The organism is Roseomonas aerilata DSM 19363, assembly GCF_000711725.1.
Taxonomy (GTDB): Bacteria; Pseudomonadota; Alphaproteobacteria; order Acetobacterales; family Acetobacteraceae; genus Roseomonas; species Roseomonas aerilata.
In genome coordinates this window covers 22578-36029 of record NZ_JONP01000013.1, presented here as the reverse complement: position 1 = coordinate 36029, position 13452 = coordinate 22578, and the positions used below count along the sequence as shown (strand labels likewise).

Below are 13452 nucleotides of genomic sequence, written 5' to 3'. Positions count from 1 at the left end.
GCCCATGCCCGCCAGCCCGCTGCCCAATCCTCTGAAAGACCCGCTGATCCTCGCCGCCCCGCCGGACATCGCCGTCCCGCCCCTGCGCGACGCCCTCTTCGCCCACTGGTCCCTCGCCGGCACCCTCCACCCGCTGGGCGGGGAGCGCGACCGCAACTTCCGCCTCGACCGGGATGGCGCCGAGCCCCTCCTGGTGAAGCTCGCCCATCCCGACGAGCCGCCGGCGATCACCCATTTTCAGACCGCCGCCCTTCTCCACCTTGAGGCTGCGGACCCGTCCCTCCCCGTTCCCCGCATCCTCCGCGCGGCGGGCGGCGCCACCGCCCTCCCCCACCCGGCGCGGGACGGCCGCCCCTGCCTGCTCCGCGTCCTCACCTATCTGCCGGGCGTGCCGATGACGGCCGCCGCCGGCCCGGCCCGTGCCCGCGCGCTCGGCAGCCTTGCCGCCCGCCTGAACCGCGCGCTTGAGGGCTTCTCCCACCCCGCCGACGCCCGCCGCCTCGTCTGGGACCTGCGCGAGGCGCCCCGCCTGCGCGCCTTCCTGCCGGATATCGCGGACCCCGCGCTCCGCACCCTCGCCGAGGCTGCGCTCGACCGCTTCGAGGGGCACGCCGCGCCGATCCTCGCCACCCTGCCCGGCGGCGTCATCCACAACGACCTCAACCCCCACAACGTCCTCGTGGACCCCGATGACCCCGCGCGGCTGACCGGCCTCATCGACTTCGGCGACATGCTCCGCGCCCCGCGCCTGCAGGAGGTCGCGACCGCCTGCGCCTACCTCCTCTCGCCCGAAGGCGACCCCTTCGCCGGCCCGCGCGCCTTCCTCGCCGGCTACCGCGCCGTCCTCCCCCTGCCGGAGGGGGAGGCCGTCCTCCTCCCCGCCCTGATCGCCACCCGCATGGCGATGACGGTGCTCATCACGGGCTGGCGCTCCCGCCTCCAGCCCGAGAACGCCGCCTATATCCAGCGCAACCTGCCCCGCGCCCGCGCCGGCCTCGAAACCCTCGCCCGCCTGGCCCCTGAAGGAATGGGAGCGGAAGCATGACCAGCCCCCCGCACGGCATGGCGATGATCAACGCCTTCGACCCGGCGGCCGCCACGGCCCTTTCCCCGCGGGAGCGCGCGATGGTCGAGCGCCGCCAGCGCCTCCTCGGCCCCGCCTACCGCCTCTTCTACGAGAACCCCCTCCACCTGGTTCGCGGCGAAGGCGCCTGGCTCTTCGACGCCGAGGGTCGCCGTTACCTCGACTGCTACAACAACGTCGCCTCCCTCGGCCACGCGCACCCCCGCGTGGTGGAGGCCATCGCCGCCCAGGCCGCGCGCCTGAACACCCACACCCGCTACCTCCACGACACGGTGCTCGACCTCGCCGAAGCGCTTCTCGCCACCCTGCCGCCGGCCCTCGGCCCAGGAACCGGCCACGTCATGTTCACCTGCACGGGCTCGGAGGCGAACGACCTGGCGCTGCGCATCGCGCGCGCCCATACGGGCGGCGAGGGCATCGTCGTCACCGCGCTCGCCTATCACGGCGTCACCGCCTCGCTCGCCGAACTCTCCCCCTCCCTCGGCGAGGGCGTTCCGCTCGGCCGCCACGTCGCGACAGTCCCCGCCCCCGACGCCTATCGCGGCGGCCCGGACATGCCCGCCCGCTTCGCCGCCGATATCGCCGCCGCCTTCGCCGGCCTCGCCCGCCACGGCATCCGGCCCTGCGCCCTGCTGGTGGACACGATGTTCACCTCCGACGGCGTCTTCCCCGACCCCGCCGGCTTCCTCGCCGAGGCCGCCGCCGCCGCCCGCGCCGCCGGTGCCCTCTTCATCGCCGACGAGGTCCAGCCGGGCTTCGGCCGCACCGGCGGCATGTGGGGCTTCGAGCGCCACGGGGCGGAGCCCGACATCGTCACCATGGGCAAGCCCATGGGCAACGGCCATCCCGTCGCGGGCCTGGCGATCCGCCCCGAGCTGCTGGAGCGCTTCGGCAGCCGCGCCCGCTACTTCAACACCTTCGGCGGCAATCCCGTCTCCGCCGCCGCCGCCCTCGCCGTGCTCCACGTCCTGCGCGACGAAGCCCTGCCCGCCAACGCCGCCACCATCGGCACCCGCCTCCTCGCCGGCCTCCGCTCCCTCGCCACGCGTCACGAAATCCTCGGCGATGTTCGCGGCGCCGGACTCTCCATCGGCGCCGAACTCGTGCAGGACCTCGCAACGAAGGAACCCGCCACCGCCGAGACCACCCGCATCGTCAACGCCCTGCGCGAGCGCGGCGTCCTCATCAGCGCCTCCGGCCCGGGCGCCAACATCCTCAAGATCCGCCCGCCCCTCTGCCTCTCGGCCGAACAGGCGGACCTCTTCCTGGACACGCTCGACGCGGTGCTCTGAGGCGGGGCGCTGCGGCCCCTGGAGAGGGCGCTGCTCTCTCCAGACCTCACCCGCCAAGGACCTGAGGCCCTTGGATCCCCATCAGGCTATCGCGGAACCTTCCTGAACAGGCCGTCGCCTCGGGTCATCGACCCGAGGCGCACCATCCGCGGAACATCCAAAGTTTGAAGAAAAAGATGGTCGAAGGCACTGCCTTCGACGGGGGCCGGGGGAGGAAGAATTCCTTCTTCCTCCCCCGGAGTCGCCGGCGCTGGCCAGCCAGGACCCGCCGAGGGGGCTTCAACCCCCCACGCCGCTCCTCCATCCTCCCCTTGCGCCACGCCGCGCCAACGACCCGAGGAAATCCCATGCCGAACATCCGGCTCGACCCCGCCCAGGTAATGCCCTCCGACTGGCGGGAGGCCGCGCTTGTCGGCCGCGCCTGGCGCCCCGAGTTCGGCGGCCCCTCCGTCGTCGCCCTCCGCGGAGAGGACGTCATCGACGTCACCACCCGTTTCCTCACCGTCTCCGCCCTCTGCGAGGAACCCGACCCGGCCGCCGCCCTTGCCGCCGCGGAAGGCGAGCGGATCGGCACCCTCACCGAAATCCTGGCCAACACGCCGCCCGACACGCGGGACCGGTCTCGCCCCTGGCTGCTCGCCCCGGTGGACCTGCAGGCCATCAAGGCCGCCGGCGTCACCTTCGCCGTCTCCATGCTCGAGCGGGTGATCGAGGAGCGCGCCCGCGGCAACCCCGCCGCTGCCGCCGCCATCCGCGAGGAGGTGGTGCGCCTCGTCGGGGACGACCTCTCCCGCCTCCGTCCCGGCTCGCCCGAGGCGATGCGCCTGAAGGAGGTGCTGGTCGCCCAGGGCGCCTGGAGCCAGTACCTGGAAGTCGGCATCGGCCCCGACGCCGAGATCTTCACCAAGGCCCCGCCGATGTCCGCCGTCGGCACCGGCATGGACGCGGGCCTGCACCCCTCCTCCTCCTGGAACAACCCGGAGCCCGAGGTAGCGCTCGCCGTCTCCTCCCGCGGCGCCATCGTCGGCGCGATGCTCGGCAACGACGTGAACCTGCGCGACGTGGAGGGCCGCTCCGCCCTGCTGCTCGGCAAGGCGAAGGACAACAACGCCGCCTGCGTCCTCGGCCCCTGCCTCCGCCTCTTCGACGGCCGCTTCACCCTCGACAGCAGCCGCCAGACCACCGTCACCCTGGTGGTGGAGGGCGACGACGGCTTCCGCCTGGAGGGCTCCTCCTCCATCGCCCTCATCAGCCGCGACCCCGCCGACCTCGTCGCCCAGATGATCGGCCCGCATCACCAATACCCCGACGGCGCCGTGCTCTTCCTCGGCACCATGTTCGCGCCCGTGGCCGACCGCGGCGCCCCGGGCAAGGGCTTCACCCACGCGATGAACGACATCGTCACCATCGCCGCGCCCCAACTCGGCGCCCTCGTCAACCGCATGCGCGCCACTAACGAGTGCGAGCCCTGGACCTTCGGTGCGGGCCATCTCATGCGCTCCCTCGCGCAACGGGGGCTGTTGCGCGGGTGACCCCGGGGAGAGGAAGAAAGAATTCTTCCTCTCCCCGAACCCCTCTCCATCATCTTTTTCTTCATGTTTGAAAGGCTTCACGGCCGGTGCGCCCCGGGTCCATGACCCGAGGCGACGATACGCGCATGATGGGCACCCCAAAGGCGGGTCCAGGGGCCTCAGGCTCCTGGCGGATCCGAGGCACTGCCTCGGATGTGCGGAGAGGGCAGAGCCCTCTCCAAGGCCGCAAGAACCAGCCCTAAGCCGGAACCGGAAAGCAGACCCGCGCGAATTCCGCGCTCGCCAGGTTCTTGTCCTTCGCCTCCACCTCGATATCCCCCCAGGCAAGGTGCCGCGCCGCCCACTCGGCATGCGCCCGGTTCCACAGCCGCGTCGCATGCGCCCGCAGGTCGCGCGCCGAGCAGCCAGCGGCAATCAGCGCCTCCCGGTCCGGCAGCACGTCGGGATCCTGCCCCGGCGCCAGCTCCGGCCGCGGCGCGCTGACATGCAGCACCGGCCGCGTCCCGCGCCAGGATTCGATCACGCGCGCGACACGCGGATCCTCCGGCTGGATGTACTCACCCGTCACCACCCAGTGGTGGTGCAGGTCGAGCACGATCGGCAGCGCATCCGCCAGCGGCAGCAGGTCCTCCAGCCCGTAGGCCGTCTCCTCGTTCTCGACCGTCAGCAGCCCCCGCGCATCCTCGGACAGCAGCGCCAGCCCCGACCGGAACGCCTCGATCCCCGCCGCCCGCGCGCCCGCATGCACGTTGATATGCGCGCCATGCGGATGCCATCCGCCGGCATGGCCGAGCAGCCGCATCACCTCCGTGTGGTACTCGAGGTCCGCCACCGCCGCCTGGCGCGTCCCCTCGCGCTCCGTTGCCAGCACCGTGTACTGCCCCGGATGCAACGAGAGCCGCACGCCCCCGCGGATCGCCGCCTGCCCCGCCGGCGCCAGGCTCGTCTCCACCAGCCGCCGCAGCGCCGGCTCGTCATAGAGCGGCCGGATCGCGGGGTGGCTGTAGGCCGGCAGCACGTTGCTCGCCATCCGCATGGCCCGCTGCCCCGGCGGCAGCCGCGCGGTGCGAGAGATCTGCGCCAGCAGCGTCTCCCCGTTCGTACGCACCAGCCCCATCAGCTTCTCGATGGCCGCCGACCGCTCCATCCGCTGCAAGGCGGTCACCGTCGTGTCCCGCAAGTTCAATGCGGCCTGCTCCTTCACGGGCAGGCTGGGGTCCAGCCAGTTGCAGACCCAGGCAATCCGAGGCGTGTCCATGCCCTCCTCAACGGCGCGGGGGCCGGGAGGTATCAGGGGGGAGGCCGGCACTTGTGGCCCTGGGGAGAGGAAGAAGGAATTCTTCCTCTCCCCAGACCCCTCACCATCATCTTCTTCTATCTGTTTGAATGGTTCTAAGGCCGGTGGGCCTCGGGTCATGGACCCGAGGCGACAACACGCTCAGAAAGGTTCCGCAACAGCCAGATGGGGATCCAAGGGCCTCAGGCCCTTGGCGGGAGAGGTGCCGGAGAGGGCAGAGCCCTCTCTGGCGGCCACAAGCACCAGCCCCTCTCAGCTCCCCTCCGCGGGCAGCGGCCTTGGCCGCCCGTCCGGATCCAGCGCGACGAAGGTGAAGGCCGCTTCCGTCACCCGCTCCCGCAGGTCCGAGTGCCGCTCGCGCCGCCAGGCCTCCACCTGCACGCGCAGCGAGGTCCGCCCCACCGAGAGGATGCGCGCGTAGAGGCTCACCTCGTCCCCGACGTGGACGGGCCGGTGGAAGGTCATCCCCTCCACCGCGACGGTCGCGCAGCGCCCCCGCGCGCGGCGGGAGGCGGCGTTGCCGGCCGCCAGGTCCATCTGAGCCATCAGCCAGCCCCCGAAGATGTCGCCCGCCGGATTGGTGTCGGCGGGCATGGCGATGGTCCGGATCATCGGGGCCATCTCGGGCGGCTGGTGAGGCTCGTTCACGGCGTCTGGTCGTCCTGCTCGATGTCGGGCTCGCCCAAGCTCGGGTCACGGGGGCCCAGGTCGCGCGCGACCTCGGGTCGACGCATCAGCGCGTCGATATGCATCGCATGATCGAGCGCCGTGTCGGCCTGAAAATGAAGCTCGGGCGCGAACTTCAGCCGGACGGTGCGCGCGACCTGCCGGCGCAGATCCGGTTGGTTCCGCCGCAGCAGGTCGAGCAGCGCCTTGTCCGCCGTCGCGCCCAGGCGCGAGACGAAAACGGTCATGTGCTTTAGGTCGGGCGAGGCGCGCACCTCCGTCACCGTCACCCGCGCATCCGCAAGCTCGGGATCGCGCAGGTCGCCGCGGGCGAAGACGGAGGAGAGCGCGTGCCGCACCTCCTCGGCCACGCGGAGCATCCGCTGAGAGGGGGCGGCCGTCTTGGCAATGTGCTTGGGCATAGTCAAAGAGCCTTAAAAGGGTCCGCCGCGCCCGGTTCGTACCGGGCGCGGCGGGATGGTCGTCCCGAAGGGGTGGGGCGGATCAGACCGCCGCCACCGTCTCCGTCTCGTAGCACTCGATCTGGTCGTCGACGCGGATGTCGTTGTAGTTCGCGAAGGACATGCCGCACTCGTAGCCGTTCGCGACCTCCTTCACGTCATCCTTGAAGCGACGCAGCGTGGAGAGCGTGCCCTGGTGGATGACCACGCCGTTGCGCAGCAGGCGGACACCCGCCCCGCGCTTGACCACGCCCTCGGTCACGCGGCAGCCCGCGATGTTCCCGAGGCGCTTGACCTCGAACACCTGCAGGATCTGCGCGTAGCCGAGGAACTTCTCGCGCTGGATCGGGGCGAGCTTGCCGCGGACCAGCTTCTCGATATCGTCGGCCACCTCGTAGATGATCGAGTAGTAGCGGATCTCGACCCCGTCGCGCGTCGCCAGCTCCCGCGCCTGCACCGTGGCGCGGACGTTGAAGGCGATGACCACGGCGTTGGAGGCCTTGGCGAGCTGGATGTCGCTCTCGGTGATCTGCCCGACCGCCGAGTGCAGCACCCGCACCCTGACCTCCTCGCGCGAGAGCTTGCCGAGGGTGACGCCGAGCGCCTCCGCCGAGCCCTGCACGTCCGCCTTGACGACGACCGCCACCTCCTTCTGCTCGCCTGCCTGGATGCGGGCCAGCATGTCGTTCAGCGTGCCGCGCGCCGCACCCGCCGCGGCGGTCTGCTTCTCGCGCGCCTTGCGCTGACGGAACTCAGTGATCTCGCGCGCCCGCGTCTCGTCCTCGACGGCCACGAAGGTCTCGCCCGCCGACGGCACGCCGGACAGGCCAAGGATCTCCACCGGCTCCGACGGCTCGGCACCCGTGAGCGGAATGCCCATGTCGTCGATGATCGCGCGGATGCGACCCCACTCGGCGCCGGCCACGACGATGTCGCCCTGGTTGAGCGTGCCCTTCTGGATGAGGACGGTCGCGACCGGACCCCGCCCCTTGTCGAGCTTGCTCTCCAGCACCGTGCCCTCGGCGGCGCGGTTCGGGTTGGCGCGCAGGTCGAGGATCTCGGCCTGGAGGATGATCGCCTCGAGCAGCTTGTCGAGGTTCGTCCCCTTGGTAGCCGAGACCTGGATCTCCTGCACGTCGCCGCCCAGGGATTCCACCACCACCTCGTGCTGCAGCAGCTCCTGCCGCACGCGGTCGAGGTTCACGCCCTGCTTGTCGATCTTGTTGACGGCCACGATGAGCGGCACCGCCGCCGCGCGAGCGTGGCGGATCGCCTCGATCGTCTGGGGCATGACGCCGTCATCGGCGGCCACCACCAGCACCACCATGTCCGTCACCCCCGCACCGCGGGCACGCATGGCCGTGAAGGCCTCGTGGCCGGGCGTGTCGATGAAGGTCACCCGATCCCCGCTGGGGATCTGGATCATGTAGGCGCCGATGTGCTGCGTGATGCCACCGGCCTCGCGGCCGGCCACGTCGGTCTTGCGCAGCGCGTCCAGCAGGCTCGTCTTGCCGTGGTCGACGTGGCCCATGATGGTGACCACCGGCGGGCGCGGCTCCAGCGCCTCCTCGGTGTCGGCCTCGCCCTCAAGGCCCTGCTCCACGTCGGCTTCCGAGACGCGGCGCACGCGGTGGCCGAACTCGGTCGCCACCAGCTCCGCCGTGTCGGCGTCGATGGACTGCGTGATGGTCGCCATCACGCCCATGCGGAACAGCGCCTTCACCACCTCGCCGGCGCGGGCCGCCATACGGTTGGCCAGCTCTTGCACGGTGATGACGTCGGGGATGACCACGTCGCGAACGACGCGCTCCTGGCCCGAACGCAACCGGGCAAGCTCCGCCTGCCGCCGCTCGCGCTCGCGGGCGCGGCGGACGGAGGCGAGGCTGCGGCCGCGGTCGTCGTCGCCCTCGATCGCCGCCTGGACGTCGATCCGGCCCTCGCGCTTGCGGTCGGTCTGGGTCAGGCCCTTCTTGGCGGGGGCCGGAACCGGCTTGCGGGCCGCGAGCGGGCTGGGCCCACCGAGGCGGCGCGGCGGCGGACGGCGGTTCTCGTCCTCCATGCTCCCGGGGGGCGGACCCTCGCCGGGGCCGCGCGGGCGCAGCGACAGCTTGGGGCCACCGGCCGGCAGGCTGCTCGGCACGGGGCCGGGGCGGCGCGCCGCGAGAGGCGCACCGGCACCGGCACCGTAGCCACCCGGGCCACCGGCGCGCGGGGCGTAGCCGGCGCGGTCCCCACCGGGACCGCCGGCAGGGCGCGGCGCGTAGCCGCGATCGCCGCCAGGGCCACCGGCCGGACGCGCCGCATAGCCGCGGTCGCCGCCAGGTCCGCCGGCAGGACGCTGCACATAGCCGCGGTCGCCGCCGGGACCACCCGCAGGGCGGGGCGCATAACCGCGGTCGCCACCGGGACCGCCGGCAGGGCGCGGCGCGTAGCCGCGGTCGCCACCAGGGCCACCGGCGGGGCGCTGCGCGTAACCGCGGTCACCGCTCGGGCCGGCCGCGGGGCGCTGCACGTAGCCGCGGTCGCCGCTCGGGCCCGCGGCGGGGCGCTGCACGTAGCTGCGGTCGCCGCTCGGGGCAGCCGCCGGCCGCTGCACATAGGCACGGTCGCCACCGGCCGCGGGGCGGGTCCCGAAACCACCGGGTCCGCGGTCCTCGCGCGGCGTGGCGGCGCGGGGCGCCTCCTCGGCCGGGCGCGGCGCGGGATTCGGGCGGGCGGCGGCGGGCGCCGGGCGCTCGGGCGCGCGCTCCACCGGCCGCTCGGGCGCACGGGGGGCCTCCGGCGCAGGGGCCTGAGGCTCCGGCGCACGGGCCTCCACCGGCGCGGGAGCTGGGGCTGGGGGCGGTGCCTCGGCCTGGGCGCGGCGCGCCTCCTCCTCGGCACGGCGCCGCGCCTCGGCGGCGCGCTCGGCGGCCTCCTCGGCCGCGCGGCGCTCCTCCTCCTGGCGGCGCTGCGCTTCCTCATTGGCGGAACGCACCAGCAGCGCCTGCTGCTCGCGCTCCTGGCGCTGACGCTCCGCCTCCTGGCGCCGCATCTCCTCCAGCACGCGCAGGCGGTTGGCCTGCTCGCCCTGGGTCAGCGGGCGGCCGGGGGCCGGGGCGGGGCCGGCCGCGCGGGCGGGGCCGCCGGCGCGGGGCGGGCCGCCGGCACGGGCGGGACCCGCGGCCTGCGGGCCGGGCGGGCGCGGCGCGGCACCGGACGCGGCGGGGGCGCCGCCCGGGCCGGTCGCCCGCTTCTTCACGACCTCGACCTGCACGGTCTTGCTGCGGCCATGGCTGAAGGACTGGCGCACGCTCCCGGCCTGCTCGGTCTTGCCGAGCTCCATGCGTCCACCGGGGCGCAGCGACAGCCGGCCCTTCGCCCCATCCTGCGTGTTGTCGTCACCCGAACCCGGGTTTTCCGTATCCAGCTTGCTGTCAGGCACACTCATCTCCAAGGCACCCGCCGGGTCCTGCCCCCGGGCGCCGGCCGCGCCCGAGGGGCGGCCCATCCATTCCATCGCGCCGTCAGGGGCGCGCATCCCCAGGGCCATGCCGTCGGCATGGCGCCTTTGGGGCCAGGGGGAAGCACCTTCCCCGCAACCCCGTTGCCGTCTGGCCGGCTAGCGGCTCATTGCTTTTGCGTCACTGGCACGGCCGGCTCCCCTCCGCGCCGAGGGCGCGCTTCCTGCCTGCCGTCCTTCCGGGACGCCGGGCCATGGCCACCGCGGGAGCTCTTCCCCCGGGTCGCCTCGTCAGGGCCGCCCGCTGCCGGGTGGCCCGATTCGCCCGTCCTCTGCGGACGGGCCCTTCCCGCGCCATGTGGCGCCTCGGAGGGCTCGGTGCCAGGGGCCTTGTTCCCCCGCTTGCCGCCCCTCGCCTCCGCCGGGCCATGCTTCGGCCCCGGGCCGCGCCGTGGCGCGGGGGCCGGTTCGTCGCTCAGCACGCCGGCGAGCCGGGCGGCCTCCGCGAGGATGCCCCCAGCCAACCGGCCCGTCGCCACCGCCACGTGGACCGCGTGATCCCGACCGAACACCGCACCCAGCTCCGCCGCATCGAGCACCGTGACGACGGGGACCGGATGGCCACCCACCAGCCGCGACCGCTCGGACGCGCTTCCATCCGCCGCCTCGACCAGCAGGGCCGCGCGTCCGGCCTGGAGCCATTCGCGCGCCTGCTGGAAGCCGACCACCGCCTGCCCCGCGCGCCGCGCAAGGCCGACCTGGTCCCGGATACGCCGACGCAACCCGTCCGCGATCGCCGCGCGCAGGTCGGGCATCGGATGCACCGGGCCGCGGGCGGCCCTCGTGAAGGCCCCGCGGCTGAGAGCGCGTTCTAGCACATCGCCGCGCGCGCTCAACCACATTCCCCGCCCGGGCATGCGCCCGCCGAGGTCCGGCACCAGCTCCCGCGCCGGGCCGAGCACGAAGCGGATCATCGCCTCCTTCGGCAGGCTCTCGCGCGTGACGATGCAGCGGCGCAGCGGCCCACGCTCCTCCGCGTCCGGCTGGCCCGGCGGGCCGGAGGCCTCGCCGGGCAGGCTCGCCGCCTCGGGGGGAGCGCCGGGCGGCACCTCGTCGGGGGTGCCGTCCGGCATCTGGGGATCAGGCCCGGGCGTCGCCGTTCTCCTCGCCGTCCTTGGCATTCTCGGGGGCGTCCTCGGGGGCATCGTCCTCGGCCACCGCTTCCGTCACGTCGCCATCAGCGGCTTCCACCGCGTCGTCGCCCTCGGCCTCCACCGCCTCGTCGTAGCCCTCGGCCTCGGCCAGCGCGGCGGCCTCGGCCTCGGCGGCGGCGGCGGCCGCCTCCTCCTCGGCGCGGGCCTGCTCCTCGGGGCCGAACCAGCCGGCGCGCTGACGGGCGGCCATGATGATGGCGTTCGCCGTCTCCTCGTCGACGCTGTCCGCGCCGAGGATCTCGATCAGCTCGTCCGCCGCCAGGTCGCCGAGGTCGTCGAGCGTCTTCACGCCCTTCTCGCCGAGCGAGACCATCATTGCCGGCGTGAAGCCGCCGACCTCGCCCACCTTGTCGTCCACGCCCATGGCGCGGCGCTTCTCGTCCAGCTCGTTGTCGCGGCGCTCGAGCGAGGCCTGGGCGCGGCGCTTCAGCTCCACGGCCACGTTCTCGTCGAAGCCCTCGATGTTCGCGAGCTCCTCGTCCTCGATCTCGACGATCTCCTCGAGCGAGGAGAAGCCCTCGGTCACCAGCAGGCCGGCGATCACGTCGTCCACGTCCAGCCCCTCGACGAAGAGGCCGGAGCGCTTGCGGAAGTCCTCCTGGCGCCGCTCGCTCTCCTCGGCCTCCGTCAGGATGTCCACGTCGTAGCGCGTGAGCTGCGAGGCGAGCCGCACGTTCTGGCCACGCCGTCCGATGGCCAGCGAAAGCTGGTCGTCCGGCACCACCACCTCGACCCGCCGCCCCTCGTCGTCGAGCACGACCTTCGTCACCTCGGCGGGCGCGAGCGAGTTCACGATGAAGGTCGGCATGTCGTTCGACCAGGGGATGATGTCGATCTTCTCCCCCTGCAGCTCCGCCACCACCGCCTGCACGCGCGAGCCGCGCATGCCGACGCAGGCGCCGACGGGATCGATGGAGCTGTCGCGCGAGATCACCGCCATCTTCGCGCGGGAACCCGGGTCGCGGGCCACCGCCTTGATCTCGATGATGCCGTCATAGATCTCCGGCACCTCCTGCGCGAAGAGCTTCGCCAGGAACCCCGGATGCGTGCGGGAGAGGAAGATCTGCGGCCCGCGCTGCTCCTCGCGCACGTCGTAGATATAGGCGCGCACGCGGTCGCCGTTGCGGAAGGCCTCGCGCGGGATCGTCTCGTCGCGGCGCAGCAAGGCCTCCGCACGGCCGAGATCGACCATGAGGTTGCCGTACTCGGTGCGCTTGACGACGCCGTTGATGATCTCGCCGACGCGGTCCTTGTACTCGTCAAACTGCTTCTTGCGCTCGACCTCGCGCACGCGCTGCACGATCACCTGCTTGGCGGTCTGGGCGGCGATGCGGCCGAAGTCGATCGGCGGCAGCGGGTCCACGATGTGCCCGCCGACCTCGGCGTCCGGCTTGAACTTGAGGGCGATGCGGAGCGGGATCTGCGTGTCCTCGTTCTCCACCGGCTCCTGGTCCACGATCTCGGTCCAGCGGGAGAGGCGGACCTCGCCGTTGCGGCGGTCGATGGTGGCGCGGATGTCCTTCTCCTGGCCGTACTTCGCGCGGCCGGCCTTGGACATGGCCTGCTCCATCGCCTCGAGCACTTCCTCACGCTCGATCATCTTCTCGCGGGCGACCGCTTCCGCGACCTGGAGCAGCTCCGGGCGGGCGATGGCAACGTCCACGGCCATGGTTCCTAGTTCCTCTCGGACGGGGGGCGACGCGGGGTGCGGGCGGGCTTCTCGCCGTCCTGCGTGCCGGTCGCGGGGGCACGCCAGCGCCGAGGCGCCTTCTTCGGGGCCTCCTCCGTACCGGCGTCGTCGGGTTCGGGCTGGGCGGTGGCCGCGATCAGCTCGTCGGTCAGCACCAGCTTCGCGCGGCGGATGTCGCGGCGGGGCAGCACCACCTCGGCGCCCTCGTCCAGCTTCAGCCGCACCTCATTCTCGTCCGCCGAGAGGATGCGGCCGCGGAAACGCCGCCGCCCCTCGTGCGGGATGGTCATCTCCACCGTCGCCACGTGGCTGGCGAAGCGCACCCAGTCCTTCGTCCGCATCAGTGGCCGGTCGATCCCGGCCGAGGAAACCTCGAGGTTCCACACGCCCGGAAAGGGGTCGTCCACGTCCAGCACGGCGCCCACCGCGTGGCTGATCGCCTCGCAGTCACCGACGCCGATGAGGCTGCCATCGGCGCGGTCGGCCATGACCTGCACGGTCGGCCGCTCACGGCCCTGGATCTGTACGCGCACGAGCTCATAGCCCATCGCACCCAAGGTGGGGGCAATGGCGGCTGCGATGCGGGCCTCGAGGCCCTCGTGCTGAGGAAGGTCGTCGCTCAAAAACGAAAAAAGGCGGCCCGTTAAGGCCACCCCCCTGAACCGGCGGATTGTCTTGTCAGCCCTTCATATAGCGGGGCGGGGCGAGTCCTACAAGCATTGCCTTGGTGGGCCGGCACGGGTGACTCCGGGGGAGAGAAGGAATTCTCTCCCC

General features: G+C 72.9%; 10 protein-coding genes. 3 read left to right on the top strand and 7 right to left on the bottom strand.

The features are described 5' to 3' along the window. The first annotated feature begins 4 nt into the window (after positions 1–4). From BO39_RS16010 to BO39_RS16000, 3 genes are all read left to right on the top strand, one after another. Positions 5–1045, top strand: a complete 1041-nt coding sequence (locus tag BO39_RS16010) for a phosphotransferase (protein WP_043835151.1) — start codon at positions 5–7, stop codon at positions 1043–1045. After that, positions 1042–2376 (top strand): aspartate aminotransferase family protein, encoded by a 1335-nt coding sequence (locus BO39_RS16005; RefSeq protein WP_043835149.1) that lies wholly within the window; start codon positions 1042–1044, stop codon positions 2374–2376. The genes BO39_RS16010 and BO39_RS16005 overlap by 4 nt, the downstream gene beginning before the upstream one ends. Before the next feature lie 347 nt (positions 2377–2723). Then, positions 2724–3908: a fumarylacetoacetate hydrolase family protein gene (locus BO39_RS16000; RefSeq protein ID WP_043835147.1), complete on the top strand. Its 1185-nt coding sequence runs from the start codon at positions 2724–2726 to the stop codon at positions 3906–3908. A gap of 238 nt (positions 3909–4146) precedes the next feature. Here BO39_RS16000 and BO39_RS15995 read toward each other — a convergent pair whose 3' ends face one another. The 7 genes from BO39_RS15995 to rimP form a co-directional block, all read right to left on the bottom strand. Then, on the bottom strand, positions 4147–5166 hold the full coding sequence (locus tag BO39_RS15995; RefSeq protein ID WP_043835145.1) for an apurinic/apyrimidinic endonuclease family protein: 1020 nt from the start codon (positions 5164–5166) through the stop codon (positions 4147–4149). 291 nt (positions 5167–5457) lie between these two features. Continuing rightward, positions 5458–5826 (bottom strand): acyl-CoA thioesterase, encoded by a 369-nt coding sequence (locus BO39_RS15990; RefSeq protein ID WP_043835299.1) that lies wholly within the window; start codon positions 5824–5826, stop codon positions 5458–5460. A 23-nt stretch (positions 5827–5849) separates the two neighbouring features. Beyond that, positions 5850–6293: a 30S ribosome-binding factor RbfA gene (gene rbfA, locus BO39_RS15985; RefSeq protein WP_043835144.1), complete on the bottom strand. Its 444-nt coding sequence runs from the start codon at positions 6291–6293 to the stop codon at positions 5850–5852. Positions 6294–6375: 82 nt separating this feature from the next. Then, entirely contained in the window at positions 6376–9852 is a 3477-nt protein-coding gene (gene infB, locus BO39_RS35225; protein WP_420493642.1) for a translation initiation factor IF-2, read from the bottom strand. Positions 9853–9941: 89 nt separating this feature from the next. Continuing rightward, positions 9942–10907, bottom strand: coding sequence for an RNA-binding protein (locus BO39_RS35140; RefSeq protein ID WP_084698159.1), 966 nt, complete (start codon positions 10905–10907; stop codon positions 9942–9944). A 7-nt stretch (positions 10908–10914) separates the two neighbouring features. Continuing rightward, positions 10915–12657, bottom strand: coding sequence for a transcription termination factor NusA (gene nusA, locus BO39_RS15970; protein WP_084698158.1), 1743 nt, complete (start codon positions 12655–12657; stop codon positions 10915–10917). A 5-nt stretch (positions 12658–12662) separates the two neighbouring features. Further along, positions 12663–13331, bottom strand: coding sequence for a ribosome maturation factor RimP (gene rimP, locus BO39_RS15965; RefSeq protein WP_084698157.1), 669 nt, complete (start codon positions 13329–13331; stop codon positions 12663–12665). Positions 13332–13452: the final 121 nt, after the last annotated feature.